Source organism: Sphaerochaeta associata, from assembly GCF_022869165.1.
GTDB lineage: Bacteria > Spirochaetota > Spirochaetia > Sphaerochaetales > Sphaerochaetaceae > Sphaerochaeta > Sphaerochaeta associata.
The window spans coordinates 2,723,939-2,750,457 of the sequence record NZ_CP094929.1 but is presented as its reverse complement, the minus strand read 5'-3'; the positions used below and the strand labels follow the sequence as shown (position 1 = coordinate 2,750,457).

Genomic DNA, 26,519 nt, shown 5'->3' with positions numbered 1-26,519 from the left:
CGACGTCTATGAGCGAACAGAACGTATCTACACATTGGGCGGATATATACGCCGACAAGATCATTCGTGAGAAAGGGGAGAAGGAGGTCTATACCTGCGCCTCCGGCATTACCCCTTCTGGCACAGTCCATATCGGAAACTTCCGGGAGATCATCTCGGTTGAATTGGTGGTGAGGGCACTCAGAGCCAAAGGCAAAAAAGTCCGCTTCATCTACAGCTGGGACGACTATGATGTGTTCCGCAAGGTTCCCAAGAACATGCCTCAGCCCGAGCTGCTGGCCACCTTCCTGCGCAAACCCATCACCTTGGTTCCCGATACCACCGGCAGGGCCGAGAACTACGCACGTGCAAACGAACTGGATGTGGAAGAGATTCTTCCCACCGTCGGTGTAGAGCCCGAGTACCTCTACCAGGCCAAGCGGTATCGCTCAAGCATGTATGCCCAGGGCATGAGAACCGCCTTGGAGAAACGGGACGAGATCAGGGCGATCCTGGACGAGTTCAGAACCGAACCCCTTGAGGCCGACTGGTGGCCGATTTCAGTCTTCTCCTCCTTCACCGACAAGGACACCACCACCATCCTCGACTGGGACGGCGAGTGGAACGTGACCTATCGTGACGATGAGACCGGGCAGACCGAGACCCTCGACCTTCGCAATACCCCTTATGCAAAACTACCTTGGAGAATCGACTGGCCCATGCGTTGGGCTCATGAAGGCGTCGACTTCGAACCGGCAGGCAAGGACCACCACAGCGAAGGCGGCAGCTTCGATACCTCCAAGAAGGTCGTGACCGTCTTCGGCGCCCAGCCTCCGGTCTCCTTTCAGTATGACTTCATCAGCATCAAGGGCAGGGGAGGCAAGATCTCTTCTTCCAGCGGCGAGGTAATCTCCCTCTACGATGTCTTGGAAGTCTATACCCCCGAGATCACCCGCTTCATGTTCGCCGGCACCCGGCCGAACACGGAGTTTGCCATCTCCTTCGACCTCGACGTGCTCAAGATCTACGAGGATTACGACACCTGCGAGCGCATCTACTTCGGCCTGCAGGAAGTGAATGAGAAGCGCAGGGAGAAGGAGAGAAGAATCTACGAGTTGAGCCAGGTAGGGGAGATTCCCACCGAAGCCTGCTACCAGATACCCTTCCGTCACCTGTGCAACCTGCTTCAGCTGCATGAAGGGGACATCGAGCGTGCCATCTCCACCCTTGGTGAGATGACCGACAGCCAGAAGGATCGACTGCGGGTGCGCTGCAAGTGCGCCTGGAACTGGATCACCACCTTCGCCCCCGAGGACTTCAAGTACCGCCTGTGGCATGAAGGAGATCCCCTGGTAGTTCTGGACGAGGTGCAGACCAAGGCCATCCACGACCTGATCAAGGTGGTTGAGCAGATGGACGAGCTGGAGGATAAGGAGTACACCACCCGCCTCTACGATGCTGCAAAGCTCAACGGGCTGGATACCGGCGACTTCTTCAAGCTTGTCTATACCATTATGATCGGCAAGGATCGCGGTCCGAAGCTCGGACCCTTCCTGCAGACCTGTGGAAAAGAGAAGGTCCTGGCCATTCTTACCAAGTATTAATCACTGATGTATGGCATACTTACAGGGAGCTTCGGCTCCCTGTTGTTTATTTGGAGGTTTCTATGCATGTTTTGATGATCAACAGCAGTCCCCACCAGAAGGGCTGCACCAATCGCGCGCTTGAGGAGATTGCTTCTGTCCTTGCACAGAATGGGATTGAGAGCGAAATCCTGTGGATCGGCAAGGAGAGCCTGCACGGCTGTATCGATTGCGGCTATTGCTTCAAGCATGGTGTCTGCGTCTTCAACGACGATAAAGTGAACGAGGCCGCTCAGAAGGCTCTCGCCTGTGATGCCCTCATTCTTGGAGCCCCGGTGCACTATGCAAGCATTGCAGGGGCGGGCAGTGCCTTCCTGGACCGGTTGTTCCGCGTTGTTTCCAAGCGCATGTATCTCAAGCCCGGGGCTTCGGTAGTTTCCTGCCGCCGTGGAGGGGCAAGTGCTTCCTTTGACCAACTGAACAAGTACTTTACGATCAGCGGCATGCCGGTGGTCTCTTCAACCTATTGGAATTCAGTCCATGGAAACTCAGTGGAAGAAGTCGAGCAGGACCTGGAGGGACTGCAGGTGATGCGCAACCTCGGAGCCAACCTTGCCTGGCTGCTGCAGAGCATTGCTGCAGGCAGGCAAGCAGGTTTGGCAGCTCCTGAGGCTGAAAGACGGTTTGTAACGAATTACATCCGCTAGCGCAGGATCTTGTCCAACACTACGGAGTTGTTTCTCCACTTGTCCTGGGCTTTCACCCTGAGGTCGAGCCTGAGCTTCTTGCCGGCGAATATCTGGCGGATCTCGGGCTCGCTTCCTTTGCGGATCTTGGTGATGTTCGCCCCGCCCTTGCCAACTACAATACCCTTTTGGGTTTCACGTTCAACAATAATGGCTGCACGCACCCAGATGGTATTGGTTGCTTCGGTGTGTTCTATGTCCTCGATGGTGACATAGATGGCGTGGGGAATCTCCTCGGTGACGAGGTTGATCGCCTTCTCGCGGATGATCTCGCTGATGCGGAACTCCAGGTTCTGGTCGGTGTAGGCATCGGGGGGGTAGAGCAGCTCGCCCTCGGGGGCAAGCTTGAACAGTTCGATCAAAATTTCATCGACACCTTCGTCCAACTTGGCCGAAGCTTTCAGCACCGGCCTGTCGGGAAGGTGCTCGGCAAGGAAGGCTTTTACAGCCTCTTCTTCGCTGTCGCGAATGATGTCTGCCTTGTTGATGACACAAACCACCGGAGTCTTGAGCTTTGCAATATGGGAGACCAGGGCGAGTTCTTCCTCGCCTGCACTGCGCTTGGAGTCGAGGATGTAGAGCACTGCATCGCTCTCTTCAAGACTTCTCAGTGCTGTCTCCTGCAGGCGCTTGTTCAGTGTCTTCTCGCTGAGATGAAAGCCCGGCGTGTCGGTGAAGATCAACTGCCCGCGGCTGTCGGTATAGATTCCCCTGATGGCGTTTCGAGTCGTCTGGGGCGTAGAGGCGGTGATGGAGACTTTCATCTCACAGATGGTATTGAGCAGGGTGCTTTTACCTGCTGATGGTCGGCCGATGATGGCAACCGTGGCACATTTCATGGGTGTGGCTCCTTATGGTAAGTATCGGGAATTTGAGCTGTCTTGTATAGAGACTCATCAAAGAGCTGAAGCGAAGGCGGCATGCCTGCTTCTTTGCTATAGAATCTGGCTTGGTTGGTGCCGATGTGCTCTTTCGAAAGCAGGGCAAGCGGTATGGGTACTGGGAGTTTGTATAACCTGCATTAGCTTCTAAAATAATTTGATGCAGGCATAGGTGTGTTTGAAACCTAAAAAAGGTACAAAAAGTATAGAAAAATGTATTCGAATTGACAATAGGGGATATGTATGGCATATTGGTAGATGAAGAGAAAGTATGGAGGGTGTCCAATGAAAGCAGCTTCAGTCAGACTTGGCGGAATTACAATATACAACTTCAAAAATGTACTTGAAGGCTCACTGTCGTTCATAAACACGAGGAAGACTTACAAGGCCAGTATCGTAGGCCTGTATGGACAAAACGGGTCAGGCAAGACAGCGTTGATTGATGCTTTGGAACTCCTGAAATACGTACTGTGTGGGAGAACGATTCCAGAAAAGTTTGCAGAGTACATCAATGTTGATTCAGAATCTGCCACACTTGTCTATCAATTCATCGTAACAACATCGGAGGAGAGTTTCATCGTTTCATACCAATTCAGCATACAGTCTGCTCAAGATGTTTCTGAGCAGAATATCAATTCCATCCAATCAACAGAACACAGGAAACGAGTGCGCATTTACAATGAATTGCTCAAGTGTCCGATTTTAGGTGAGAAGAAAATTAGGATTGGCAAGCTTATCGATACAGATACTTCACAGGTATTCCTTCCGAATCCAAAGCGGCTGCTTCTTATTGGAAATGACAGAAAGATCGATACAGATCTTCAGGTTGCGAAGAAGCTCACAAGTGTCCAATCTCGTTCGTTTGTATTTTCGAGTGAATTGCTGGGTGCTATCAGGAATGTGGTCTCGAAATCTATAAACTCCGAAAAAGAACGTTTCTTCTATGCAACCATCATCGAGAGCCTGGTGAATTTTGGAAACCATGAACTTTTCATCATCAATACAAGCAATACCGGAATTATCAGTCTTAATGCACAGCCTTTGAGCTTCAAGTTCTCTGGAGGAAAGGTAGGCGCCATAGGATCGATGATGCTTCCTCTTAATGAACCGGCTGTGATACCAGAGAAGGCGAAGGAGGTTGTCACCAAGGTGATACAAAACATGAATGTGGTTCTCAAACAGCTAGTTCCTGATCTTACGATACACATCAAGGACTTGGGAACACAAGTACTTGAGAACGGGGAAATTGGAAGTCGTATTCAGCTTATGTCCCGTAAGGACAGCAAGGAAATCCCGCTCAGCTATGAGTCAGAGGGAATCAAGAAAATTATCTCCATCCTCCAGCTTCTCATTGTTGTTTATAATCAGGCTTCCATCACGGTGGCAATAGATGAACTTGATTCGGGAGTTTTTGAATATCTTCTTGGTGAACTGCTCAGCATTATCTCAGAGAGGGGGAAAGGCCAGTTGATCTTCACTTCACACAATCTCCGCCCGCTTGAGACGCTTGACCGAGGATTCATTGCATTTACTACAACAAATCCTCAAAATCGTTATGTCCGAATGATTAACGTCAAGGATAATAACAACCTTCGCGACTTCTATTTCAGGGACATCATGCTTGGAGAACAAGATGAGCAGTTGTATGAGCAGACAAACAACGCAGACATAGCTCTTTCATTCAGAGAAGCTGGAGAATACTGTGGCTCGTAGAAAAATTGTATTTGTGATTGTCGAGGGGCCTTCCGATGATGAAGCACTTGGAGTATTGCTGAATCGTATTTATGATAAGAATGCTGTATCCTTTTCTGTCGAATTGCCTTACCTTCAGTCTTGGGTTTTTATCAAGGAGGGGAAGCATTCTCTTGAGCGCCACACAAATTTTGGGCTCTGTATTGCAAAAGCTTTTAACCGTCCAGGTGTGCCTCAAAATCCATCGAGTAAGCAATCTTGAATTGTTCTTCCCATGCCGAGGCAAGGATACTTTGCAATGAACGGCAATGTTTTACCTCCTTATCTCAAACCCATCTCCCTTTTCAAGGCCGCTCTTATCCCGTATACTTGGATAGACTTTTGTTTAAAACCATCAAGAAGGGGCGTTCCATGCCACAAGAAGAAGAAAAGAAGCCTGCCGTGCAGGATCCGCAGATACAAGAAAAGCTCTTGAAGACCAGAAGCATCCTCCTTTCAGGAGAGATCAACAAGGAGAGTGCGGAGGCTGTGATCAAGCAGCTTTTGGTGCTTGAAGGCGAGAGCAACGAACCGATCAAGATTTTCATCAACAGCCCCGGCGGCGATGTCGATGCCGGATATGCCATCTATGACATGGCCCGCTTCGTCACCGCCCCCGTCACCATGATCGGCATGGGTCTGGTGGCCAGTGCAGCCTCCCTTGTGTTGCTCGCTGTTCCCGCCGAGCGCCGCTTGGCACTTCCCAACTCAACCTATCTGATTCATCAGCCGATGAGCGGGATGCGCGGGGTGGCCACCGATATCGAGATCCATGCCCAGCATCTGGAAAAACTGCGCCTCAAGCTCGACGCCCTGATCGCCTCCGAAACCGGCAAGAGTGCAGAGGAAGTCCGCCTCGATACCGAACGTGACCACTGGCTCTCAGCCGAAGAGGCAAAGGCCTATGGTCTGGTAAGCAGGATAGTCTCCTCCAGGAGTGAGCTGTAATAAGCCATGCCCAAGACAAAATACCTCAGCGAGGCAGAAAAACGAGTAGGAAGGAAGCATATGTACCGCCAGGAGCTGTACAACGGCGTCGCCTACAGCCTGCTTGGTGATACCATTGTATATCTCCTTGCCATCTACTTCGGCGCCGGCAACATTGCCTTGGGCTACATCTCTTCTGCCAGTTACATAGCCGGAATCGTACTTCCGTTCGTGCCCCAGATGTTCCACGGGCGAAACCAGATCAAGGTGCAGTCACTGGTCTGGGTGCTTCGTGGAGTCGTATGCCTGGGCTATCTGGGCTTGTATGTGATATCCGGTGACCTGGCAGTGCTTCTGTTGCTGCTGGTCTATACGTTGTTCAACATCTTCCGCATGATCGGCATCGCGCTGAACGACTCGACGTTGAAGAACATCAGCAGTGTCTCCAACCGCGGCAAGGTCGTTGCCAACGTAAACGCGGCCTATCAGAGTTCTTCGATTGTCATCCGCTGCCTTACCGCCCTTGTATTAGGTATACAACGTTTTGGAGGCCTTGCAGGCCTGATCGGACTTCAGATGGCCGGTGTCTTTGTAAATTTCTTTGCAAGCCGCGAAATGTCCCTCATCCCGTCGCGCAGCACCATCGTCTACAAGAAGGGACGGACGGTCATGGTCCTTTTCAAGGAGGCGATGACCGATCAGATGTTCCGTCGTCGCCTGATTCTGCGCTGGCTTTCCACTGCAGTGGCCGTTATCTTCGGTCTGACCACACCATTTCTGCGTCTCGAACTGGGACTCTCAAACTCAGTGGTCGTCGTGTATTCGGTGGTCCTCGGTGTTTCGGTCATGGCCGCCAGTTATGTCAGCAAGCAGTTCTCAGACCGTCTTGGCTCCCGTCCCTTGGTCTTCTTCTCGACCCTGTTCAGTCTCTTCTTTTTCATGGCATGGGTCCTGGTCACCAGAACCGTCAACCCTATCTGGTTCTTTGTCCTGGGCTTTCTCACCAACTTCTTTGTTGCTCTGATCAGCCTTCTGACCTTCCGTCTGGTCGCCCAAGTCATGCCCGATGACGAAACGGTTCCCTTCAACTCGATGGTCAATTTCGTCATCGCCATCATTGCCTTCCTTGTGGGGATATTCAGTGGTTTTTTGGCGGACAAAGGTGATATAGCCCGAAACCTGTTCGTCCTTGACGGAAAGGTGGCCGGCAACGGGTACACCTTGGTGTTCCTCTTTGCCATCGCCCTGACCATGATTGAAACCTTGGTGGCAAGCAGACTTCAGGAAGTGGGTGCCTACTCCTCCCAAGAAGCCGCCCAAGTCATTTTCTCCATGCACGGCATCCGCGCCGTCTCCATGATCGAGAAGCTCGAGCACACCAGTGATCCTGCAAAACGCCGCTTCCTGATGCTCAGCCTGGGTGAGAACTTCAACAATCTGGCCACCAGCGAGCTCCGTCAGATTCTTGCAAGCCCGTTCTCTCCCGACAAGCTGGAGGCTGTGCGCACCCTTGCAGACCGGCCCAGAAAGTCCTTGCTCGATGACTTGATCAAGGTAGCCCGGGACGACGACTCCTATGTACAGCTCGATGCCATTGCGGCCCTTGGATCCTACCGTAAGGAAGAGAAGGCCAAGGATGCGCTTGTGCAATTGATGCTCCACGGCCGGTGGTCGTCGGTGCGGTCGATGGCCAGCAAGAGCCTGGCCAGGATCACCGAAAGCACCGAGTACCTGAGTCTGGTCAACGAGCTCAGCCACTCGGCAAAACATATCGATGAGGTGATCGACTATCTCATCGCCAAGCGATTCATGGACAAGAGCGGCTCGTTCTATCAGGAGTTCTTCATCTCCATAGAACAGGGACGCAGCGCCACTTTCCGTCAGACACGTTATGCCGTGATTGCAAGCTTCCTGAAGTTCGGCTCACCACGTCTTGCCCAGCTCTATGAACAGATGAACCTGGGTATTCCGAAGGATTTCCTCTCCCCGTTCCTCACCGAGGCGCGGGACCTGAATCAGATCGATTTGTATTACAATGAAGTGCTTTCTTATTTCAAGAATCAGGACTGGGTGGCCCTAAGGGATTTCTGCCTGGGAATCCTGGACGTCAGTGATGTCAGTTTCGACCCCTGCTTTGACAATCTGAAAAAGGGCCTATTGCGCTCGCGCGAGATGGATATTGCCCACTTCGATGTCCAGGATGCCCTGGCCATGCTCTATTTCAGCTACTCTTTGGGCAAGAACGCCAAGAGCTGAAGCAAAAAGCTTGTCTCTTTGCCTTTGGTAGCATGCTAATCGTACTGTTTCTCTGTCTGTTGTTGTTTTCCGGCTGCTCCTGTGACATCGAGGGCGACCCTAAAGCGTTCAGAGTCCTCTCCTACAATGTGCAGAATCTATTCGACGCCCGTTTGGACGGAGGCGAATATCCGGAGTATCAGGATCCCAAGGTCTGGACCGACCGCTTCTACCGCATGCGTCTGGACACTCTCTCCAAAGTGTTGCTTTCCGACAAGCTCTCCTTTCCTGATGTGATTGTCCTGCAGGAGGTGGAAGGGCTTTCCGTCGTCGAGGACCTGCTCTCACGGTATTTGGGCCGCAAGGGCTACCGCTGGTATGCGGTTGCGAAGGGCTCGGATGCCGCCATAGCCGTTGCCGTCATCAGCCGCCATCCCATCGCTTCCACAGCTGTGCATGGGGCTGAAGGAATCAGGCCGGTTCTGGAGGCGACCATCGCTACAGAAGCGGGGGATGTCTGCCTCTTCGCCCTGCATGCCAAAAGTCAAATTGGTGACGGACAGGCCCTCCGTCTCTCCCTTGCCAAGGTTGTTGCGCGGGCCTCATATGAGAGGCCTGGCTCGGCGGTATTGCTGTGCGGAGACTTCAATGAAAATCCCACCAGCATTTGGGACTCCCCGTCAACCCAGCCGGCTTTGGTGGATATGAGTCATCCCGAGGCAGGCAGGTATCAGATGGCCGGCTCTCTGGGCTTGGTTGGCAGCCGCACCGCCCTTGCACCCTCGCTCTACTACTGTGCATATCTGGATGAGGGTTGGAAGGACAGTGCACCTGGTTCCTGCAGTTGGGACGGGCTTTGGCACCGCTACGACCAGATTCTGGCCAACGGAAAACTGTTTGACGGGATGGGGTGGGAGTATGAGAGCTTCTCAATAGAAAACCTGCCGTCACTGTGCAGCAGCGACGGCAGGCCCTTTGCGTGGAATGTGAGGACCATGCAGGGCATCAGCGACCATTTCCCGGTTCTGATGACTCTCAGGCGGCGCTAGAGCCCCGCACGGTCTGCTCTTTATTTTGCTTTGGGAAACTTGAGCTCGTAGAAAATCTGCTCCAGCTCCAAGGCTATGTTGATGTTGTGCACGACCGGTACGCGTCCATCCTCGGTTGCCTGTGGTTTGAGGGTGATGGGACTGAAGTTCAGGATTCCCATGACACCGGCCTTCAGCAGCCGGTCATAGCTGTCCGAAGCCGCCTGCTCGGGGACGGTGATGATGCCCGCTGTTACCTCCAGGGCTTCCACCACCTCGTCGATACGGCTGATGGGGTAGATGGGCACCGGGTGGGAGGCATCGCTGTAAACCAGGGGGTCGCTGTCAAAGCCTGCGACGATGCGTATGCCGTCCGGCTCGAACCCGTTGTAGTGCATCAACGCCTTGCCGATTCTTCCACAGCCGATGATGATGCAGTTCTGGCTGTCCCCCTTGCCCAGGATTTCGCCCAGGGAGACGAGCAGGTCATGGATTTCATAGCCGCCGCGTTTCTGCCCATGGATTCCTAATTGGGAGAAATCTTTACGCACGATGGCAGCCGAAACACCGGCTGCATCGGCTAGGTTATGTGCAAACACTTTCTCAAGTCCGATGGTCTTCAGACGATTAAGGGAGCGGAAGTATCGGGTGATTCGTATAAGTTGGTCGTTGTTCATATCGGTTACTCCTAATTATGTGAAAAATTGTACATTAACTAGGGTAATTGGTCAATATATTGTTCTAAAAATTGTGGTGTTGTAGATAAAACCCCGTTTTATACCAAAAATGTTATGTACAAGCTGGTTGAAAAAGTGCTAGGATACTCCCAACGTTTATTTGGGTACTGGAGGTTACATGTCGGACAATAACGAATTCACGTTCTCTCCCGCTCTGGTGTCTTTCATCAAGGAATGGAAAACCAAGCCGGGCAATCTCATCATGGTGCTCCACAAGGTACAGCAGGAACAGGGTTACATCTCCCGCGAGGCAGCGGATCAGGTGTCAGCCCTTCTGGACGTACCCTTGGCAACCATCTGGGGTGTCGTATCATTCTACCACTTCTTCAAGCTGACCAAGCCGGGCAAGCACAACATCCAGGTATGCCTTGGAACGGCTTGCTATCTGAAGGGTGCTCAGCCGATCATTGACGAGATTGACAAGCAGCTGACGCTGCCGGTCGGATCAGTCACCGCTGATGGCAATTTCTCCCTTGAGGCTGTGCGCTGTGTTGGTTGTTGCGGGCTTGCTCCCGTGATGACTGTCGGTGGAGAGGTTTTCGGCAAGGTCACAAAAGACCAGATTTCCGGAATCATCGCGAAGTTCAGGTAAGAAGAGAGGCGCTCTTCGTAATGCATATCTGCATCGACGACTATCTGCTGGATATCGTTCAGAACTCTTTCGAAGCAGACAGTTCACAGGTTGAACTGATAGTGGACCAAACCGAGGACAGGCTCAACTGCACGGTTCGGGACAACGGGAAAGGGATGGATGCAGAGGTTCGGAAAAGGGTGCTCGACCCGTTCTATACAGATGGGAAGAAGCACGCAAAGCGTAAGGTAGGATTGGGGTTGCCGTTTCTCAGCCAGGCTTGTGAAGCCTGCGAGGGAACCTTCGCTCTCCACTCCGAAGTCGGGGTCGGTACCACCGTTGAGTTCAGTTTCAACCTGGCCCACCTTGATGCCCCTCCACTCGGGGACCTGTGTGCAACGTTCGTAATCCTGTTGGCCCACCCGCTGGCGAAGGGGTTTGTCATCAGACGGACGATCAGCACGGTCAAAGGTTCAGGAAGCTACCAGCTGGATAAGGCGGAGCTTGAGGATGTCCTCGGAAACCTGACCACCAGTGGAACCTTGAACCTGCTGAAGGAGTATGTGACTTCACAGGAAGAGGATGTACGGCAGTATTACGTGAGTCTGGATCTACACAAGCAAAAAGCGCCGCTTTCCAAACAACAGGAGATGTGAACATGGCTAAAATGACACTTGAGGAGCTGAGAAGGCTCAGGGACCAGAAGCAGAGCGAATTGCAGAAGCGTGACATCGAGGGAAAGGATTCCCGCATTGTAGTGGGAATGGGTACCTGCGGTATCGCCGCCGGTGCGAAAACCGTACTCGATACCTTCCTGCAGGTTCTGGACGAGAAGAAGATTGAAAATGTTTCGGTCACCCAGACCGGATGCATGGGCCTATGCTATGTAGAGCCGACCATCGAGGTCATCGTTCCCGGCATGCCCGACGTAATCTATGGAAAAGTGGATGCTGCAACCGCTCGCAAGATTGTTGAGCAGCACATCATCGGCAAGCAATTGGTGACCGACCATATGTTCGATCGGCCGGCAGCTGACATCATCAAGAAGAACGGGGGTAAATAATGGCGTTCAGAAACTACATCTTGGTCTGCGGAGGTACTGCTTGTGAGTCAAGCCGCTCGGACCAGATTTACCAGAACCTGATAGAGGAGTGCAAGGCACAGGGAGTCGCCGATGAAGTACAGGTCGTCAAGACCGGCTGTTTCGGTTTCTGTGAGCAGGGCCCGATCGTCAAGATCCTTCCCGAGGACTCTTTCTATGTAAAAGTTGCTCCCGAGGATGCCAAGGAGCTCATCAGCGAGCATGTGGTCAAGGGCCGCGAAGTCACTCGTCTGCTCTACGACAAGGAGTCGAGCCGCAAGCATGCAAAGGTTGAGGACATCAAGTTCTACCAGAAGCAGTTCCGCATCGTACTGCGCAACTGCGGTTTCATCGATCCCGAGAACATCGACGAATATATCGCCCGTGAAGGCTATCAGGGTCTGGAGAAAGCACTCTTTGAGATGACCGGCGAGGAAATCATCGAAGAGCTGAAGACTGCAGGACTGCGTGGTCGCGGCGGCGCCGGCTTCCCCACCTGGATGAAGTGGAACTTCTCCCGCCAGGTACAGAACGATACCAAGTATGTCGTCTGCAACGCCGACGAAGGGGACCCGGGTGCCTATATGGACCGCTCGACCTGTGAAGGCGACCCGCACTCGGTGCTCGAAGCCATGACCATCTGCGGCAAGACCATCGGAGCCCACCAAGGATTTATCTATATCCGCGCCGAGTACCCCTTGGCCATCCACCGCCTGGAGATTGCCATGAAGCAGGCCCGTGAATACGGCCTCTTGGGCAAGAACATCCTGGGCAGTGGTTTTGACTTCGACATCGAAATCCGTCTTGGAGCCGGTGCATTCGTCTGCGGCGAGGAAACCGCCCTGCTGCAGTCCATCGAAGGCAAGCGCGGCATGCCCCAGCCTCGTCCTCCATTCCCTGCAGTAAAGGGTCTGTGGGGCCAGCCGACGGTCATCAACAACGTTGAGACCTGGGCCAACGTCCCGGTGATTCTCACCAAGGGCGGCAACTGGTTCAACAAGATCGGGACATCCGACAGCAAGGGAACAAAGGTCTTCGCCCTCACCGGCAAGATCCGCAACTCCGGTCTGGTTGAAGTTCCGATGGGAACCACGCTTCGTGAGATCATTTACGACATCGGCGGCGGCATCGCTCATGACAAGAAGTTCAAGGCTGTGCAGACCGGCGGTCCGTCGGGCGGCGTCATCACCGAGGAGAACCTCGATACCCCGATTGACTTCGGCTCGCTCGTCCGCATCGGCTCGATGATGGGAAGCGGTGGTATGATCGTCATGGACGAAGACGACTGCATCGTCGACGTTGCGAAGTTCTACCTGAACTTCTCAGTTGATGAATCCTGCGGTAAATGTGCACCGTGCAGAATCGGTGGAAAGTCCCTGTGCAACATCCTGGAGAAGATTACTGCAGGCAACGGCACGCTCAAGGACCTGGATACCCTTGCTGCAATCGGTGAGGCTATGAAGAAGGGCAGTCTGTGTGCTCTGGGACAGACCACTCCCAACCCGGTCCTCTCTTCGATGAAACACTTCAAGGAAGAGTATCTCGCCCACATCGTGGACAAGAGCTGTCCCAGCGGTACGTGTAAGAAACTCATTTCCTACACGATCAACGCTGAGAAGTGTATCGGTTGTACGGCCTGCGCACGCAAGTGCCCCGTCGCTGCAATCACTGGCGAACGAAAACAGATTCATGTCATCGATCAGGCCCTGTGCATCAAGTGCGGCGTCTGTATGGAGACCTGTAAGTTCGGCGCCGTCGAAATCCACTAGGATCAGGAGAGGAGGAAACAATTGAGTATCGTACATGTGAAGATAAATGGCATCCCCGTTGAAGTTGAAGAGGGGACCAGTGTTTTGAATGCGGCCAAGCAGGCCGGGGTCAAGATCCCGACCCTCTGCTACCACGAGGACCTCAAGCCCTTCGGCTCCTGCGGTCTGTGCATCGTGAAGCAGGAAGGCAGCGCAAAAATCATTCGTGCTTGTGCAGCTCCTGTCAACGAAGGTCTGAGTGTCATCACCCACGACCACGAGTTGTTCGAAGCCCGCAAGACCATCCTGGAGCTGATTCTCTCAACCCACCCCTCCAGCTGCCTCACCTGCATCCGCAATGGTGAGTGTGAGCTGCAGGACCTTGCTGCAGAGTTCGGTATCCGCGAGCAGCCCTTTGAAGTCCGTCTCAGCGATCGCGATAAGGACACCTCATCGGCTTCCATCGTCCTGGAGCCTGAGAAGTGCATCAAGTGCGGACGCTGTGTACAGGTCTGTCAGGACTTGCAGGGTGTCTTCGCCCTTGAGTTCATCGGACGGGGGGATGAGACCTGTATGGCTCCCGCCGCCATGCTCAAGCTCGAAGACAGCCCCTGTGTACGCTGCGGCCAGTGTGCCGCTCACTGCCCAGTTGGAGCCATCTATGAGAAGGATGAGATTGCAACCTTCCTCTCTGCGGCCGCCGATCCCGAGAAGCAGGTTGTCGTACAGATCGCTCCCTCGATTCGTGTAGGCCTGTCCGAATCCTTCGGCCTTCCTGCAGGAACCGTAACCACCAAGAAGATCTATGCCGCGCTTCGCAGGCTTGGAGTCAAGGCTGTGCATGACACCAACTTCGGTGCCGACCTCACCATCATGGAAGAGGGAACCGAGCTGGTGACCCGTCTGACCAAGGGCGGTGCCCTTCCTCAGCTGACCAGCTGCTGTCCTGCCTGGGTTGACTATGTACAGAAGTACTATCCCGACCTGCTCGACCATGTATCCAGTGCCAAGAGCCCGATGCAGATGGTGGGAGCCATCGAGAAGACCTTCTATGCCGAGAAGATGGAAATCGATCCGGCCAAGATGTACACCGTAGCCATCATGCCCTGTACCGCCAAGAAGTATGAGTCCGAACGTGATGAGAACATGTATGCCAGCGGTTACAAGGATGTGGATCTGGTGCTGACCACCCGTGAATTCGCCCGCTTGATCAAGAGCCAGGGAATCGATTTTGTCTCTCTGGCCGAGGAAGAGGCTGACAGCCCGATCGGCGAGTACAGCGGTGCAGGTACCATTTTCGGCGCCACCGGCGGTGTCATGGAAGCTGCGGTTCGTACCGCCTACCATGTTGTTACCGGAAAGGAACTGCAGAATGTTGAAGTCGATGTTGTCCGTGGTCTCGCTGAGATCAAGAAGGGAACCGTCGACTTTGATGGAACACCTGTTCGTGTTGCTGTCGTTCATGGCCTGTCCCATGTCAAGGAAGTGATGGATGAGATCCGCGCCGCCAAGGCTGAGGGCAAGCAGGCTCCCTACGAGTTCATCGAGGTAATGGCCTGCCGCGGCGGTTGTATCGCCGGCGGCGGACAGCCCTACGGTGCAACTGACATTCTTCGCAAGGAACGCTCTAAAGGCCTCTATGCCGACGACAAGAACAGTGCAGTGAGATGCTCTCACCACAATGAGTCGATCCAGAAGCTGTATGAAACCTTCCTTGAGAAGCCGATGAGCCACAAGGCCCATCACCTCTTACATACCACCTATCAGGAGATTCCTGTTTACAAGGCCTGATAGCTGGCCAGTATCCAATGTGCCCGGCCCCCGACAGGCCGGGCCTTTCTCTTCAATGACAAGACCCGGACAGTGATGTTCGGGTCTTGATCATTGAAGAGAGAAAAACGATTGAGAACTCTCTGTGCGCATGCCCCCAATCTAGGTGATGAAACAAAACCATGATAGCATGAATCAACAGGCGAGATGAGGTGAAGGGATGCAGCAAGCTGTAGAGTACCGGCGCAAGGGTCTGATTTCGGGAGGAGTATTGCTTGAATTGCTGATCAGCACCCAACTTGGCTTTGTGGTGATGCTTGCCTCTATGCTGCTTGGTCTTCCTGTTTGGGTGAATGTTCTGCTGCTTGTGGGGACCATCACAGCGGTGTTGCATGTCTGCTCGGCTGAAATTCACTACCGTGTTGATGCCGATGGACTTACCCGCTTCATAGAACCGAGGGTCTTGAAATCAAAGCAATTGAGGCGTCTGACTCATATCGATTGGAGCCGTATCGAGTCGTATACGGTGGATCACGACCGCAACCGGAGCTGGCAGGCCTATCCATATTTGCTCATCAAAGGGAAGGAGCCTTCCTTTCAATGGAAAATTGCCGGGACATCCATGGAGGATGCAGCCTTCGACCGGTTTGTGCACAGCTTTGTCCAAAGCATCCCATCGGGTGGGGCCTTGGATCAGGAACCTCCAAGCGAACGCTCCTTCCAACCTTCGAAGCAGCCCATCCAACAACGTAGAGGGTTCTATCGCACAAAATGGGCGAAGCTTCTGGCCCTCCTCTTTGTTGCCCTCGATGTGATTATTGTTTTCGGGGTGTGGACCGGATCGCTTTCGCTCTCGCAAACCGGTATGTACCGTCTTGTTGCAGTGCTTCTGCCAGGTACCGTCTATGTGCTTTATCGGACATTGCACAGATAGAGCCACGCGGGGACGTTGCAGCCCCCGCCGGCTCGATGGATCAAGGAATTCTAAAGAGCAGCAATGAAGCATTGCTTTCCGAGGTGAGCAGAAGCATGTCCCGATTCTTCGAGACATCCATTCTCGATGCTTGATAGGAAGGCAGGACTGTGGTGTTCACATGTGAAAGAGCGTAACTCGGAGAAGGACAGTTGAATGTCAGCAAGGAATCCGGGGTAAGTACATAGAGCCTGTTGGACAGTGCATCGGTCAGCAGTTGTACAATGCCTTCCATGCTCCCTATCCCATCCAAATTCGAAGTATAAACCTCCATCTGTTCCCAGGTCGAATTGGCATACGTGAATCTTCCGACATCATTGTCCGTTGCATACATCAGATTGTTGTCGTTCAAGAATGCTACTTTTTCCACGTTGCTGAGGTAGGGAGTATTTGCCGAGGTGAATTCAACTGGATTGGTGAACGGTACGGAGAATGAACCCTTGCGGAAGATTCTCAGCAGTGAACCTTCCTTCTGGGTGAGCGCCGATGAGGTTGCAGAGTCACTGATGGCCATACCGGCATACGGATGGTTGTAAGCGGGATATTTCATGTAATAGTAATCCGTATAGAGGTTTTCCTGGGAGTTGACATAGAATTTCGTCTCGACGACATGCGCCTCGACTGGATGCAAGCCATAGAGAATTCCCGAGCTGCGAAGCAAGGTGAGGTCGGTGAGATAGGGGAATCTCAGATCTCCTGGAATGACATAGCCATAGGAGTTGTTGCGGGTAAAGAGCTTGTTCAGCGACGAGGTTGCAATGTTGTACTCATAGAAGGTGAGCCCCGGTGTCGTAGAGTCGGCGATGATTACCCTATTTGAAGTATGGTCGACCAGCACATCGGTTATACCGCTGGTAATGAAACCGTCGGCAGCCGTGTAAGTGTGTACGACTTCCAGTGAATCACGGACAATCCTGCAGACCTGAATGGTCTGTGCCTGGTTGCTGGCCAGCAAAATCTTTCCATCGGATAGGAATGCTGCATGGGCATCGATTCCAATATGCATACCGCCGGTATTGTCCATTACCGTGCTGACGAGGATCGGGACTCCGGTCTCCCCGTTTACAGTGGCGGTGAAAGAGATGCTGGCCGAACCGGAACTAGCCTGCAAGGCCCCCTTTGCGATGACATCCAAACGGTGTGTACCGCTGGCAGGGGTGAAGGTGCATTCATGGGCGGACCCCACCAGGACTCCGTCGAGATACCAATCGACGGCGATCTCTCCTGTTTCGACGGTTGAAATGGAGGCTGTCAACGGCTTAAGAGCCTCCACATTCTCGCTGATTCCGGTGATCGTGCACTGCACCGGCACGCCCAGGTGGTTGATCAGGGTGAAACCGGAGGGTACGTTGGCATACTTGTCCAGCTTGAGCTCGATCACCCCCTCTGTGGTTCTGTTGCCTACGATTCTCACGACCTCTGCGCACCCTGCGACAGGGGCGCTGCCGCTGAAGAGCTGGGCATTCAGAAGGTAGGATCCGGCATTGTAGTGTCCAGAGTAGGTCACCGAGCCCTCTGCCATGTTGTTCGTCGTGGGGGTGAGGATCTGCGTGTTGTTCGCTTCATCGGTTAGGCTCACCTGCAGCGATGGGTCGCTGACATGGGCGGCATTCCACCTCAGGACGATGTTCAGCAACCCTTTACCCGCCAGGCTGTCCAGTTCAATGGTGACCGGGGATGGCTCCGGGGACAGGGTGACTGTTGCCTGGCCTGTTACCAAGTCGACACCACCGCTGTTTTGACCGATGGCGGTAATGGTCCAATTTCCGATCAGGAGCCCTTCCACTTCCAGGTTTTGGGTGGTGCTCATGACACTGAAGGTGGTCCCCTGGGGACCTTCTCCTTCTACGGCGTAGCGGGACACTTCCAGGGGAGTGTCTTTGGGCAGGAGGGAGCGGTCGTTCGCTTCACTGCTTACCATTCTCAACTGCAAGGTGGACCGAGTTGCACTCTCTTCCTTGCATCCTCCCGCCATAAGGCACATAAGGCCGATGAGGGGGATGAGAAACCAACGAGAAGTAATGGATGTTCTATTCATTCTTTCCTCCATCCACAAAGGAAGGAGGGACGGGAAATCGCTTCACATCTTTTCATTTTTCTCTTCAACCGGTACATTCAAGGCATGCAAGTATTGGTAAAGATCGCCCTATTGGCCCTGACGCTGGTTTTGGTATTCATCAACCCCCTCTATATCGGACGGGTGGTCTACTATTCACTCTTCCCCCTGTTGTTCGTCCTGGTGTGGCTGTTTTATCGCATAGCGTACTATGTCACCGAGGACGCGGTACGCAAGGTGACGAGCGAACCTTTCTCCTACTCACGCTTTTGCGCCCTTATCCCTCCGGTTGACGACGGGGACCTCATCCGCGGGAGGCTGATAATCACCGCCACACGACTTGTCCTGTTTCAGAAAGAGGCCAAGGGCGGCACCGTCAAGGAGGTCTGGAGCATGGATATTGCACAAGTCAAGCAGTTTACCGTAGGGCAGGTCCTCTCCGTACGAAAAGGTGTGACCTTCATTGCAGATGAAAGAGAGGCCCGGTTTGTGGGCCGCCGTGTATCCAACGATAAGGAAGCTATTACCATCGCCCTGGGTTGGAAACAAGGCTAGAAACTGTAGCTGAAACCTATATGCATCGGCTCAAGGGAGACGGTTAAGTCATTCTTGGTGATCATCCACCGGGCCTGAATGCCTGCCTGGTAGAAGAAGCGAAGGTCCTTGACTATCTCATAGGAGAATCCGGCCGACGCTTTCGCCGTCAAACCGAACTCAGTATTGGTCTCGAAGAGGAAAGTCGGTCCAAGGGATACCGATACAGGAATATTGAACGCCTTATCCTCTCGGAATGTCCACTGTCCCTTTGCCAACGTGCTGAGATAAGAATTTCCGTCGACCTGCCCGTACTCAAGAGCGCCGCCGAAACTGAAGAGCGTATCGGTGTGTTTCAATACATCCACTTGGAATGAGAACCCATTGTTGTTCAGGGAGGGCAGGTCGAAATTCGCAAAGGAAATCGCTGCTCCAATCGTCCAGCTCAGAGGCTCAGGGTCGATCTGCACACGGTTGGTGGGTATTTGCGGAGTCTGGGGAGCTATGGGGGTGAGAACTACTTTCTCGCTCTCGCCGGCAATCGGTGCAACGGGTTCTTCAGCCTCAAGGGCCATCACTTCGGGTTTTACAGCGATAGGCTCCTCATCAAGAACAATCTCATCATCAGTGTCTGGTGCAACCGGCTCTTCCTTAGGTGTCTCCGTCGTTGTAGAAGCCCTTACAAGGGGCTGGGGAACTGCGAACGGAATGGGTACGCTAGGAGCGCTGGAGGTGGGAAGTTTTAAAAGTCCCGACTGAATCAACGGGTCGATGGGCGGGGGAAGAGGAGCCGTGTCGTCCATGACCGGCATCTGGATGGGAACCTCGACAATGGTCTGCTGTTGTACCGCTTCAACAGGTTGGACTTCCTGCACCTCTTGCATTGGTTCAACCGGGAGTGCAGGCTCTGCCGTATCCTCAAGCGTGGGCGCCGCTTGAGACTGCACCGAAGATTCCAAGTGCTGCGTCTGTACCGGTTCTCCTTGCTCGACGGTCTGTGTCTCAGGCCTCATCGCAAAATACCAGTAGGTACCGGATAGGACTGTGAGACAGGCGAGGATAATCAACACTACTGACCAAGTCTTATTCACAACAAACTCCTTGCTACTACTATAACACCAGAAGAGGCTCCTGTTGTACAAGTCTAGCACGAGTTATCGCCGACAATCTTTCCAATTCCTCTTTTTCAGTGAAGAATTATGGATTTGTTCCCTCCTGGGGGTACTCCGCGGGGAGAATATCAGCAATTGCCTGCGCATGGTAGGGTCTGCATACGGAGGGTTTAGTATGCGGATTCGCTTCATGCTCCTATTTCTCCTGCTTCCTTTCAATCTTGGCGCCGGGCATGAAGGCATTGCGGTCGCCATCGATCTCTGTTCGCTGGACAGCCTTGCCTTTGATACCGCAATCATCCGCCTGGAGGCATCACTTGAGGTTACCCCTGAGTTCAGCCTCAGCATGCCCCTCACCTTGACGGCTGAACGTTACCGTGGCGGCGTTCAAAGCTGGGAGACAGGCCTGTTCCTTCAGTACCATCCACTTTCCTGGGATGCATTTCTCTCACTCTCGCTCATGCAGGTGGCCCTGCTTGCCAACCATCCCTACGAAGAGGAGCCTCAGGTCCTGTTTCTCAATGAGATGGCGATCGGGTGGCAGTTTCAGATTCCTCCGTCCCTCATTGTCAAGCCAAGTGTGGTCATCAAGGATCCCAATCGGGTTTTGACCGAGGAGTATGAAGAGTTGCAGTCCCTTTTTACACGGTTTCCCATGGTTCGCTTCGCTCTGCTTGTCGGGTGGACGTTTCCTGTTCCCTCATCCAAGGACTCAGGGCAGTGAAGATTCAGCATGAACAGGAAGGAGGAATTTCATGGTACGCATCGTAGGCAATTGGGTGGTGGTGATCCTGCTTGTATTGCCTCTCAGCGGATGTTCTATGGGCTGGGAGGTACAGAGTAAGGCCAAGATCAGCGATGATCAGCTGTTTCCTGCAGTAACAGAGATGATCGAGCAGCAAAAGGATGTTGTATGGCCCTATCTGGAGGAGGATCTCCAACGCGGACTGTCGTCGCAGGGTGTGAGCTCCGCTGAGATAGTGGCCAATACGTTGGCCGAGGAGCAGGGCCGCCGATATCTGGAGTTCTGTTACACCGTAGGCTCGGATGCAGATATCGAGGAAGTTGTTGCATTCGCCCATGGTTTGTTGGATGAACAGAAACAGCAGGAGTTGGATGAAAAGCTGGAGTCCGCCCGTACGCTCATGCTGAACAAGGCAGAGGTGCTCAGCCGGGGCCTTGCTCCCAGTCAACGTGCAGCCTTCTGGAAGGACATGCAGAAATTGGTCACCAGGACGCTGGTGCTCTTTACCGCAGGAGTCGTCTATGCATGCATCCCATCGGTGATGTTCTGGGGGAAAGTCTCAGCGGCAACCGCCATCGCCGTTGCCACCGGGGTGGTGGCCAGTACTGTCATGTCCATCTGGAGGTACTATCAATTCGGCGGCAGCATAGATGAGTCTTTCGGTGAATGGCTGACCAGTGTAACCACCGAGCCCGAACTCTCCTATGCCCTGGCTGCGAGTGTGATTGCAGTCGGCAACACGCTCAAGCGGGGTGCCGTAGTGACGGGAATCATCATTTGTGTGTTCGCACTGTACAACGTGGTGGACATGGTGAAGCCGATGCTGGCCAAGTACAATTTCGGTATCTGAACAAGCTCTGCAATTCTGAGGTTGCTCCTGCCTGTGGTTTGTGAAATACTATGTGCATCTTATACATCAGGAAGGAGCTCCTCGCCATGTCCAATACCCTTCGAAATGAAATCCTGTCACGGTTTCTCCGCTATGCAGCCATTGATACCATGAGCGACGACCAGGCTGTGGCCGTCAAACACCCCTCCACCGACGGTCAGTGGGATTTGTTGAATCTGCTCGTCGACGAACTGAAGTCCCTCGGCATCAACGACATTCAGGTCGATGCAAACGGGGTGGTCATTGCAAGACTTCCTTCCAATATCGAGCACACGGTACCCACCGTAGCCTTCATGGCTCATGTCGACACCGCCGATGATGTAATGGGAAACAATGTGAAACCGAGAGTCATCGAGGCGTACGACGGCAAGGATATCGTGCTCAATGAGCAATTTACACTCATCGCAGGGGAGAATCCCGAGCTTTCCAAGTATGTGGGGGAGACGATTGTCGTCACCGACGGCAATACCCTGTTGGGCAGTGATGACAAAGCCGGCATCGCCGAAATCATGAGTGCGGCTGCCTTCCTGGTCGCCCATCCCGAGGTCAAACACGGAGTTGTTGAGTTTATTTTCACCAGCGACGAGGAGACGGGAGCAGGCATGAATACCTTCCCCTATGATAAGATCAGCTGCGATTACTGCTACACGATCGACGGTGGAAAACGCTATGAGATCGAGAGCGAATGCTTCAATGCTGCGACGGTGAAGGTTCATTTCAGCGGTGTCAGTTATCACTTGGGCATGGCACGCGGAAGGCTTGTCAACGCATTGACCATGGCCTCATTCTTCATCAATGCACTTCCCCAGGCCGAGAGTCCGGAGGCAACCGACGGTCGCTACGGCTACTATTGCGCCCAGAACATCAGCGGAACCAGCACCGAAGTGGACCTTACCATCTATCTCAGGGATTTCGATCTGGACATCCTCAATCGCAGAATCGAGGCTCTGAAGAGTCTTGCCGTCGCCACAGAGGCGCTCTATCCGAACGGGAAGGTGAGCGTCGATGCCAAGCACATCTACTACAACATGGCCTTGGTTGCTGCTGCCAAACCATTTGCCATGGAGAACCTGTATGAAGCAGGCCGTCAGCTTGGCATGGAACTTCAGAGTGCGCTGATTCGCGGTGGTACGGACGGGGCCCGCATGGCGAATGAACGCAACATCCCCTGTCCGAACATATTCACCGGCGGACACAACCTGCACTCCCGTTTTGAATGGGCTGCCCTTCCGGCCATGGAGGATGCCTGCCGCCTGATCATCAAGATTGTCGAGGTTGGTGCTTCGAAATGAGGAAGCTTTGGGCTCTCCTTCTCTGCCTTCTCCTCTTTTCGCTGTCGGCTGCATCGCTTGAGCTGGACAGCGAGGAAGGGGTTGTCGAGTCGATGGGCCTGTCGGTCAGGCGGGCCTTGGAGCGCTCCATGCTCCCCCTGCTCAAGGAGGATGAGATTCTTGTCGCTCGACTCGATGCATCCTTGGCCCTTGAGCTTCGCGTCGATGATCGTCACCTTACGCTGAACATCCCTGCTCATACCAAGGATGTTGAGGATTACCTGGTCTCCAATCTCAGCTATGATGGACTTGTCCTGCTGCAGGAGCTTCCCGCTTTACGCCTGGAATTCTCACATGAAAGAGGTTTTGCAGCTGGCTCCGCTCTCGTTGAAGGCCGCCCCTACCTGGTTCTGGACGGACAGGGCAATAAGCGTGGTGTAGTGGTTGCCTCGCATGTACGCAGACAGGAGCCTGTATTGGCTTTCCTGCAACAGACATCGGGCAAGGAACTCTTGGTGGGTATGGGCCTTGAGCCCATGGGCTTGTTTCCTCTCTCAGTGAATATGTACCTGCAGGGCGATGGCTCGATGGGCTTGGGTGTGGGCACTTCCTATCCGCTCGGCTCGTACCCCTTCCGGCTGCACTTCGGATTTGCTTCTCCTGATCTACAGCAGGGCTATCTGGTTGCTGGCCTGGGCGCTGCGCTTCCTTTCTCACACCTCTTTTCTCCCAACAACCATCTGGTGCGTTCCCTCAGCCTTGAGGGAAAGGCCCTGTTCGGTGTAGGGACTTCCTTTTCGGAAGGAGGCCTGTATTATGCTGCTGAAGGAAGCCTCTCGCTTGTGTACCAGCGTGGAGCCTGGTCGTTCAGAGTTGGAGGGGGAAACCATGTCTCTGCTTCTGCTGGGACGTTGAAGCGCCAAGGGCTTTTCCTCAATCTCGGAACAGCGTACACTTATACATTATGAAACAAGCGGTACGCACCCTTCTACTCATGCTCCTTTTCAGCCTGATCCTCTCTTCCTGTTCGTCGCTTTCCGACTTGGTGCGTTCGCAGGTTGAGGGTCTTCCCTCGTGGGTGTACAGTCCCCAGACACGCAGCGACCAGGTCGCATTTGTAGGACAGGGGAGTGCTCCGGTTCCTTACAATGCAAGACTGCTTGCCTACGAGGACATCCTTGCCCAGATATCCGAGTATGTCGGTGAGAATGTGCACGATGCTTATTATCGGGAGCTTACCACCACCAATGCCATCGCCGACTTCAAGCTCTCCATCTCCAATGAGTATGAGCGCAGCGAAGGCCGTTCACAAACCCAAATCTACCTCCTGGCCCGTCTGGATGCAAACCTGCTTGCCGGCAAACGAACCAGTGTTTACAACGAAATGCTGAAACGTGACGCAAGCATCGAGGAGCTGCTGAAGGAAGCTGACAAAGCGTATCGAGCCAATGACGACACCACTACCATCCGCCTTTATCTGGAAGCTGCGATACTCGCCTCCAAGGGACCGGTCAATGTCAGGAAGCACGAGCTTTCCAATCTCTTGGAGAAGGCGGAAACCTTCATAGCTTCGCTTCGACTATCGCTGCGTGATGCAGATCCCTCGAAGGCGACGGTGAGTGTGTTTGTGCGACGCAAGAGCCGTCTCTTGTCACCGAAGGTGCTCAAGGCATCGGTGCATGCCACCTTCCAGGCCCGCAACAGCCTGGGCAGGCCCTATACTGATTTTCTGCAGTTCAATACGGCAAGCGACGGATTTTTTTCCTTTGTCCCCTACAACCAAGGTCTGCAAAAGAGTGGACAGGTGATTTTCTCGGTGGACTTCTCCGACCTGCGCAACCGGATCTCGGCTGAGTTGGAAGCGCAGGCCATCGAGCCTGTTCTTGCTGCCATGGATGCCTGCCGCATCGAATTTCCCTATTCGGTCGCCTCTCCGGTGACCGGCCAACCGATTGTTGCACTCATCCAGGCGTTCAACCAGCAAGGGTCGCTCCTTCCTCGATCGGCAGCTCTGCAAACCTTCACCGAAGAGCTTGCGCTCGACTCTGTTGCTGTCGAGCAGGTGTTCCTGCGTTCCGTGGAACTGGAAGAGCAGCTTGGCGTGTTGCAACGGTTGTACCCTCAAGGGGCATTGGCACTCTTGGGTACGGTGGGAGTTGTGACATCCGAGCGGGTGAGGGAGAAGCATGTAGTAGTCGTTTCGGGGCGGGTACGGGTGCATGACCTGTCAAACCAGAGTGTCCTCTACGACACCAATGAGGTTGAGGCTGTGGCTTCGGGTTCGTCGATGGAGGAAGCTTGGGAGGAGGCCTTCCTTCGCTTCGGCTCGATAGCAAGTTATTTGGTCAGCGCCTACCTGTTCATGCGCTGAACAACTGACGCAATGCTTTGGGATTGTTGCTGATAAGGGCCATGGCGCCTTGGCCCAGCAGAACTTCGGCTTCCTTGGGATCATCAACAGTCCAGGTGCAAAGTTGGTAGTTCCACGTCCGTGCCCGTTCAAACTGCTCCTTCGGCGGCTTGAGATAGGTTGGTCGCACCAAATGTCTTCCCTGACCATGGCGCAATATGCTCGGAACGGAAGGTGAGTCGCTGTAGATGAGGGCGGTAGGGATGCGGTTTCTGCAGATACGCTTGAACCGCAGCAGGCTTACGGGGTTGAAGGAGCTCACCAAGGCCTGTTTCTGCAGCCCGGTCTTTGCAAGCAGGTCAAAGACTTCCCGCTCCAAGCCGAGGTTCTTGACTGCCTCGGCTTTCAGCTCGATGTCGTACAACACCTTATTCTGACAGAGCTGAAGCACCTCCTCAAAGAGAGGGACCCTCTGTCCATTGCCGACATCGATCTTCTTGAGTTCTTCATAGTCCAGGTCATCGACGCGCCTGTCCAAACCTGCTACACGCTTGAGGTCGAAGTCGTGGATGACCACCACCTCTCCGCTCCTGCACCGTTGTACATCGAGCTCGATGCCGTCGATTTGCAGATCCAGACAGGCAGCGAAGCTGTCCAATGTGTTTTCCGGATGATCGAACGAGGAGCCCCTGTGGCCGAAGAGGACGGGTTTGTCAAAGACGTTCTGTTTCATACGGTTCCCCGACGCAGGCGTGCTACTTCATAGTTCCATAATTGTGTGTCGATGGTCTCCAGAACCAAAGGAATACCCTCGAATCGTGGATCGGAGGAGATGTGTTCGAAGGTCGGCCATCCTATGGTGCCTTTCCCAAGGCTTTCATGACGGTCGAGTCGACTTGCACTGGGTGCCTTTGCATCGTTGAGATGCATGCCCCTGAGCTTATCCAGGCCGATCAGGTTGTCAAACCGCTGGATGGCCTGCTCAAAGCCCTCGATGCTGCCAAGGTCGTACCCGGCGGCATGTGCGTGGCAGGTATCTATGCAAAACCCAACGCGGTCCTTGTAGGTGCATTGTTCATAGAGATAGGCAAGCTCTTCGAAATTCGAGCCCAGGTTTGAGCCTTGGCCCGCCGTATTCTCGATGACGGCAATGGCCCGGTCGGTTTGGGCGAGGGCGATGTCCAGACTCTCGGCGACCAGGCGCAAGGCCTGCTTTGCATCAATCTGGTTGAGGTGGGAGCCTGGATGGAAGTTCAACAGCTTCAGTCCAAGCAGTTCCACCCGCTTCAACTCATCAATGAAGGCCTCCAGGCTCTGCTGGCGCTTTTGGGAATCAGGATTGGCCAAATTGATAAGGTAGCTGTCGTGCACCAGAACCTGGTCGGCCGTGAAGCCCAGCTTCGTGCAGGTTTGTACAAACAGAGCGATTTCTTCGCTGGCAAGCGGCTTGGCCTTCCACTGCCGTTGGTTCTTGGTGAACATGCCCAGTGCATTGGCGCCAAGCTCATGCGCCCTGACAAGGGCGTTTTCCAACCCTCCTGCTATACTGGTGTGGGGTCCAATGGTATGCAT

Annotated in this window: 25 protein-coding genes; 19 read left to right on the top strand and 6 right to left on the bottom strand. The window is 53.7% G+C overall.

Going from position 1 to position 26,519, the window contains the following annotated elements:
* The first annotated feature begins 8 nt into the window (after positions 1-8).
* Together lysS and MUG09_RS12750 are read left to right on the top strand one after the other, a co-directional pair.
* Positions 9-1,583 (top strand): lysine--tRNA ligase, encoded by a 1,575-nt coding sequence (gene lysS / locus MUG09_RS12755; RefSeq protein ID WP_244771816.1) that lies wholly within the window; start codon positions 9-11, stop codon positions 1,581-1,583.
* A gap of 62 nt (positions 1,584-1,645) precedes the next feature.
* On the top strand, positions 1,646-2,269 hold the full coding sequence (locus MUG09_RS12750) for a flavodoxin family protein (protein ID WP_244771815.1): 624 nt from the start codon (positions 1,646-1,648) through the stop codon (positions 2,267-2,269).
* Here MUG09_RS12750 and era read toward each other — a convergent pair.
* Positions 2,266-3,147 (bottom strand): GTPase Era, encoded by an 882-nt coding sequence (gene era, locus MUG09_RS12745; protein WP_244771814.1) that lies wholly within the window; start codon positions 3,145-3,147, stop codon positions 2,266-2,268. The two genes, MUG09_RS12750 and era, sit on opposite strands and share 4 nt — an antisense overlap.
* Before the next feature lie 327 nt (positions 3,148-3,474).
* Between era and MUG09_RS12740 the strand changes: the two genes are divergently transcribed.
* The 5 genes from MUG09_RS12740 to MUG09_RS12720 all read left to right on the top strand — a co-directional run bounded on the left by MUG09_RS12740 (position 3,475) and on the right by MUG09_RS12720 (position 9,131).
* Positions 3,475-4,902 (top strand): AAA family ATPase, encoded by a 1,428-nt coding sequence (locus tag MUG09_RS12740; RefSeq protein ID WP_244771813.1) that lies wholly within the window; start codon positions 3,475-3,477, stop codon positions 4,900-4,902.
* On the top strand, positions 4,892-5,143 hold the full coding sequence (locus tag MUG09_RS12735; protein ID WP_244771812.1) for a hypothetical protein: 252 nt from the start codon (positions 4,892-4,894) through the stop codon (positions 5,141-5,143). Before MUG09_RS12740 ends, MUG09_RS12735 begins: the two co-directional genes overlap by 11 nt.
* Before the next feature lie 149 nt (positions 5,144-5,292).
* Entirely contained in the window at positions 5,293-5,868 is a 576-nt protein-coding gene (locus MUG09_RS12730; RefSeq protein WP_244771811.1) for an ATP-dependent Clp protease proteolytic subunit, read from the top strand.
* 6 nt (positions 5,869-5,874) lie between these two features.
* A complete protein-coding gene (locus tag MUG09_RS12725; RefSeq protein ID WP_244771810.1) occupies positions 5,875-8,103 on the top strand; it encodes an MFS transporter in 2,229 nt (742 codons plus the stop codon).
* A gap of 32 nt (positions 8,104-8,135) precedes the next feature.
* Positions 8,136-9,131, top strand: coding sequence for an endonuclease/exonuclease/phosphatase family protein (locus tag MUG09_RS12720; protein WP_244771809.1), 996 nt, complete (start codon positions 8,136-8,138; stop codon positions 9,129-9,131).
* Between the two features lie 20 nt (positions 9,132-9,151).
* Here the strand turns inward: MUG09_RS12720 and MUG09_RS12715 are convergent, their stop codons facing one another.
* Entirely contained in the window at positions 9,152-9,787 is a 636-nt protein-coding gene (locus MUG09_RS12715; protein ID WP_244771808.1) for a redox-sensing transcriptional repressor Rex, read from the bottom strand.
* A 178-nt stretch (positions 9,788-9,965) separates the two neighbouring features.
* Between MUG09_RS12715 and MUG09_RS12710 the strand changes: the two genes are divergently transcribed.
* The 6 genes from MUG09_RS12710 to MUG09_RS12685 all read left to right on the top strand — a co-directional run bounded on the left by MUG09_RS12710 (position 9,966) and on the right by MUG09_RS12685 (position 15,951).
* Positions 9,966-10,439, top strand: a complete 474-nt coding sequence (locus tag MUG09_RS12710) for an NADH-quinone oxidoreductase subunit NuoE family protein (RefSeq protein WP_244771807.1) — start codon at positions 9,966-9,968, stop codon at positions 10,437-10,439.
* 20 nt (positions 10,440-10,459) lie between these two features.
* Complete coding sequence (locus MUG09_RS12705; protein ID WP_244771806.1) at positions 10,460-11,074, top strand: ATP-binding protein; 615 nt, start codon at positions 10,460-10,462, stop codon at positions 11,072-11,074.
* 2 nt (positions 11,075-11,076) lie between these two features.
* Positions 11,077-11,481 (top strand): (2Fe-2S) ferredoxin domain-containing protein, encoded by a 405-nt coding sequence (locus tag MUG09_RS12700; protein WP_244771805.1) that lies wholly within the window; start codon positions 11,077-11,079, stop codon positions 11,479-11,481.
* Positions 11,481-13,268, top strand: a complete 1,788-nt coding sequence (locus MUG09_RS12695; RefSeq protein WP_244771804.1) for an NADH-quinone oxidoreductase subunit NuoF — start codon at positions 11,481-11,483, stop codon at positions 13,266-13,268. The genes MUG09_RS12700 and MUG09_RS12695 overlap by 1 nt, the downstream gene beginning before the upstream one ends.
* 21 nt (positions 13,269-13,289) lie before the next feature.
* Entirely contained in the window at positions 13,290-15,038 is a 1,749-nt protein-coding gene (locus MUG09_RS12690) for an NADH-dependent [FeFe] hydrogenase, group A6 (protein WP_244771803.1), read from the top strand.
* Between the two features lie 199 nt (positions 15,039-15,237).
* Positions 15,238-15,951, top strand: coding sequence for a hypothetical protein (locus MUG09_RS12685; RefSeq protein ID WP_244771802.1), 714 nt, complete (start codon positions 15,238-15,240; stop codon positions 15,949-15,951).
* Positions 15,952-15,991: 40 nt separating this feature from the next.
* Here MUG09_RS12685 and MUG09_RS12680 read toward each other — a convergent pair whose 3' ends face one another.
* The gene (locus MUG09_RS12680) at positions 15,992-18,028 is read right to left on the bottom strand and encodes a hypothetical protein (RefSeq protein ID WP_244771801.1); all 2,037 of its coding nucleotides are present in this window, start codon (positions 18,026-18,028) and stop codon (positions 15,992-15,994) included.
* 84 nt (positions 18,029-18,112) lie between these two features.
* On the opposite strand from MUG09_RS12680, the gene MUG09_RS12675 reads away from it, so the two are divergent.
* The gene (locus tag MUG09_RS12675; RefSeq protein WP_244771800.1) at positions 18,113-18,601 is read left to right on the top strand and encodes a hypothetical protein; all 489 of its coding nucleotides are present in this window, start codon (positions 18,113-18,115) and stop codon (positions 18,599-18,601) included.
* Here the strand turns inward: MUG09_RS12675 and MUG09_RS12670 are convergent.
* On the bottom strand, positions 18,598-19,671 hold the full coding sequence (locus tag MUG09_RS12670; RefSeq protein ID WP_244771799.1) for a hypothetical protein: 1,074 nt from the start codon (positions 19,669-19,671) through the stop codon (positions 18,598-18,600). The two genes, MUG09_RS12675 and MUG09_RS12670, sit on opposite strands and share 4 nt — an antisense overlap.
* Positions 19,672-19,867: 196 nt before the next feature.
* On the opposite strand from MUG09_RS12670, the gene MUG09_RS12665 reads away from it, so the two are divergent.
* From MUG09_RS12665 to MUG09_RS12645, 5 genes are all read left to right on the top strand, one after another.
* Positions 19,868-20,416 (top strand): hypothetical protein, encoded by a 549-nt coding sequence (locus tag MUG09_RS12665; RefSeq protein WP_244771798.1) that lies wholly within the window; start codon positions 19,868-19,870, stop codon positions 20,414-20,416.
* A gap of 31 nt (positions 20,417-20,447) precedes the next feature.
* Positions 20,448-21,287: a hypothetical protein gene (locus MUG09_RS12660; RefSeq protein WP_244771797.1), complete on the top strand. Its 840-nt coding sequence runs from the start codon at positions 20,448-20,450 to the stop codon at positions 21,285-21,287.
* A gap of 86 nt (positions 21,288-21,373) precedes the next feature.
* The gene (gene pepT, locus MUG09_RS12655; RefSeq protein WP_244771796.1) at positions 21,374-22,618 is read left to right on the top strand and encodes a peptidase T; all 1,245 of its coding nucleotides are present in this window, start codon (positions 21,374-21,376) and stop codon (positions 22,616-22,618) included.
* Positions 22,615-23,565: a hypothetical protein gene (locus tag MUG09_RS12650; RefSeq protein WP_244771795.1), complete on the top strand. Its 951-nt coding sequence runs from the start codon at positions 22,615-22,617 to the stop codon at positions 23,563-23,565. The genes pepT and MUG09_RS12650 overlap by 4 nt, the downstream gene beginning before the upstream one ends.
* A complete protein-coding gene (locus tag MUG09_RS12645) occupies positions 23,562-24,968 on the top strand; it encodes a hypothetical protein (RefSeq protein WP_244771794.1) in 1,407 nt (468 codons plus the stop codon). The genes MUG09_RS12650 and MUG09_RS12645 overlap by 4 nt, the downstream gene beginning before the upstream one ends.
* Here MUG09_RS12645 and MUG09_RS12640 read toward each other — a convergent pair.
* Entirely contained in the window at positions 24,958-25,680 is a 723-nt protein-coding gene (locus tag MUG09_RS12640; protein WP_244771793.1) for a glycerophosphodiester phosphodiesterase, read from the bottom strand. The genes MUG09_RS12645 and MUG09_RS12640 overlap by 11 nt on opposite strands.
* Entirely contained in the window at positions 25,677-26,519 is an 843-nt protein-coding gene (gene nfo, locus MUG09_RS12635) for a deoxyribonuclease IV (RefSeq protein WP_244771792.1), read from the bottom strand. The genes MUG09_RS12640 and nfo overlap by 4 nt, the downstream gene beginning before the upstream one ends.

Coding starts and splice junctions, on each gene's coding strand:
- MUG09_RS12660 (WP_244771797.1), top strand. CDS start 20,448: ATGGTACGCATCGTAGGCAATTGGGTGGTGGTGATCCTGCTTGTATTG.
- lysS (WP_244771816.1), top strand. CDS start 9: ATGAGCGAACAGAACGTATCTACACATTGGGCGGATATATACGCCGAC.
- MUG09_RS12680 (WP_244771801.1), bottom strand. CDS start 18,028: ATGAATAGAACATCCATTACTTCTCGTTGGTTTCTCATCCCCCTCATC.
- MUG09_RS12640 (WP_244771793.1), bottom strand. CDS start 25,680: ATGAAACAGAACGTCTTTGACAAACCCGTCCTCTTCGGCCACAGGGGC.
- nfo (WP_244771792.1), bottom strand. CDS start 26,519: ATGCATACCATTGGACCCCACACCAGTATAGCAGGAGGGTTGGAAAAC.
- MUG09_RS12710 (WP_244771807.1), top strand. CDS start 9,966: ATGTCGGACAATAACGAATTCACGTTCTCTCCCGCTCTGGTGTCTTTC.
- MUG09_RS12695 (WP_244771804.1), top strand. CDS start 11,481: ATGGCGTTCAGAAACTACATCTTGGTCTGCGGAGGTACTGCTTGTGAG.
- MUG09_RS12740 (WP_244771813.1), top strand. CDS start 3,475: ATGAAAGCAGCTTCAGTCAGACTTGGCGGAATTACAATATACAACTTC.
- era (WP_244771814.1), bottom strand. CDS start 3,147: ATGAAATGTGCCACGGTTGCCATCATCGGCCGACCATCAGCAGGTAAA.
- MUG09_RS12725 (WP_244771810.1), top strand. CDS start 5,875: ATGCCCAAGACAAAATACCTCAGCGAGGCAGAAAAACGAGTAGGAAGG.
- MUG09_RS12650 (WP_244771795.1), top strand. CDS start 22,615: ATGAGGAAGCTTTGGGCTCTCCTTCTCTGCCTTCTCCTCTTTTCGCTG.
- MUG09_RS12720 (WP_244771809.1), top strand. CDS start 8,136: ATGCTAATCGTACTGTTTCTCTGTCTGTTGTTGTTTTCCGGCTGCTCC.
- MUG09_RS12730 (WP_244771811.1), top strand. CDS start 5,293: ATGCCACAAGAAGAAGAAAAGAAGCCTGCCGTGCAGGATCCGCAGATA.
- MUG09_RS12715 (WP_244771808.1), bottom strand. CDS start 9,787: ATGAACAACGACCAACTTATACGAATCACCCGATACTTCCGCTCCCTT.
- MUG09_RS12750 (WP_244771815.1), top strand. CDS start 1,646: ATGCATGTTTTGATGATCAACAGCAGTCCCCACCAGAAGGGCTGCACC.
- MUG09_RS12675 (WP_244771800.1), top strand. CDS start 18,113: ATGCAAGTATTGGTAAAGATCGCCCTATTGGCCCTGACGCTGGTTTTG.
- pepT (WP_244771796.1), top strand. CDS start 21,374: ATGTCCAATACCCTTCGAAATGAAATCCTGTCACGGTTTCTCCGCTAT.
- MUG09_RS12645 (WP_244771794.1), top strand. CDS start 23,562: ATGAAACAAGCGGTACGCACCCTTCTACTCATGCTCCTTTTCAGCCTG.
- MUG09_RS12700 (WP_244771805.1), top strand. CDS start 11,077: ATGGCTAAAATGACACTTGAGGAGCTGAGAAGGCTCAGGGACCAGAAG.
- MUG09_RS12665 (WP_244771798.1), top strand. CDS start 19,868: ATGCGGATTCGCTTCATGCTCCTATTTCTCCTGCTTCCTTTCAATCTT.
- MUG09_RS12705 (WP_244771806.1), top strand. CDS start 10,460: ATGCATATCTGCATCGACGACTATCTGCTGGATATCGTTCAGAACTCT.
- MUG09_RS12685 (WP_244771802.1), top strand. CDS start 15,238: ATGCAGCAAGCTGTAGAGTACCGGCGCAAGGGTCTGATTTCGGGAGGA.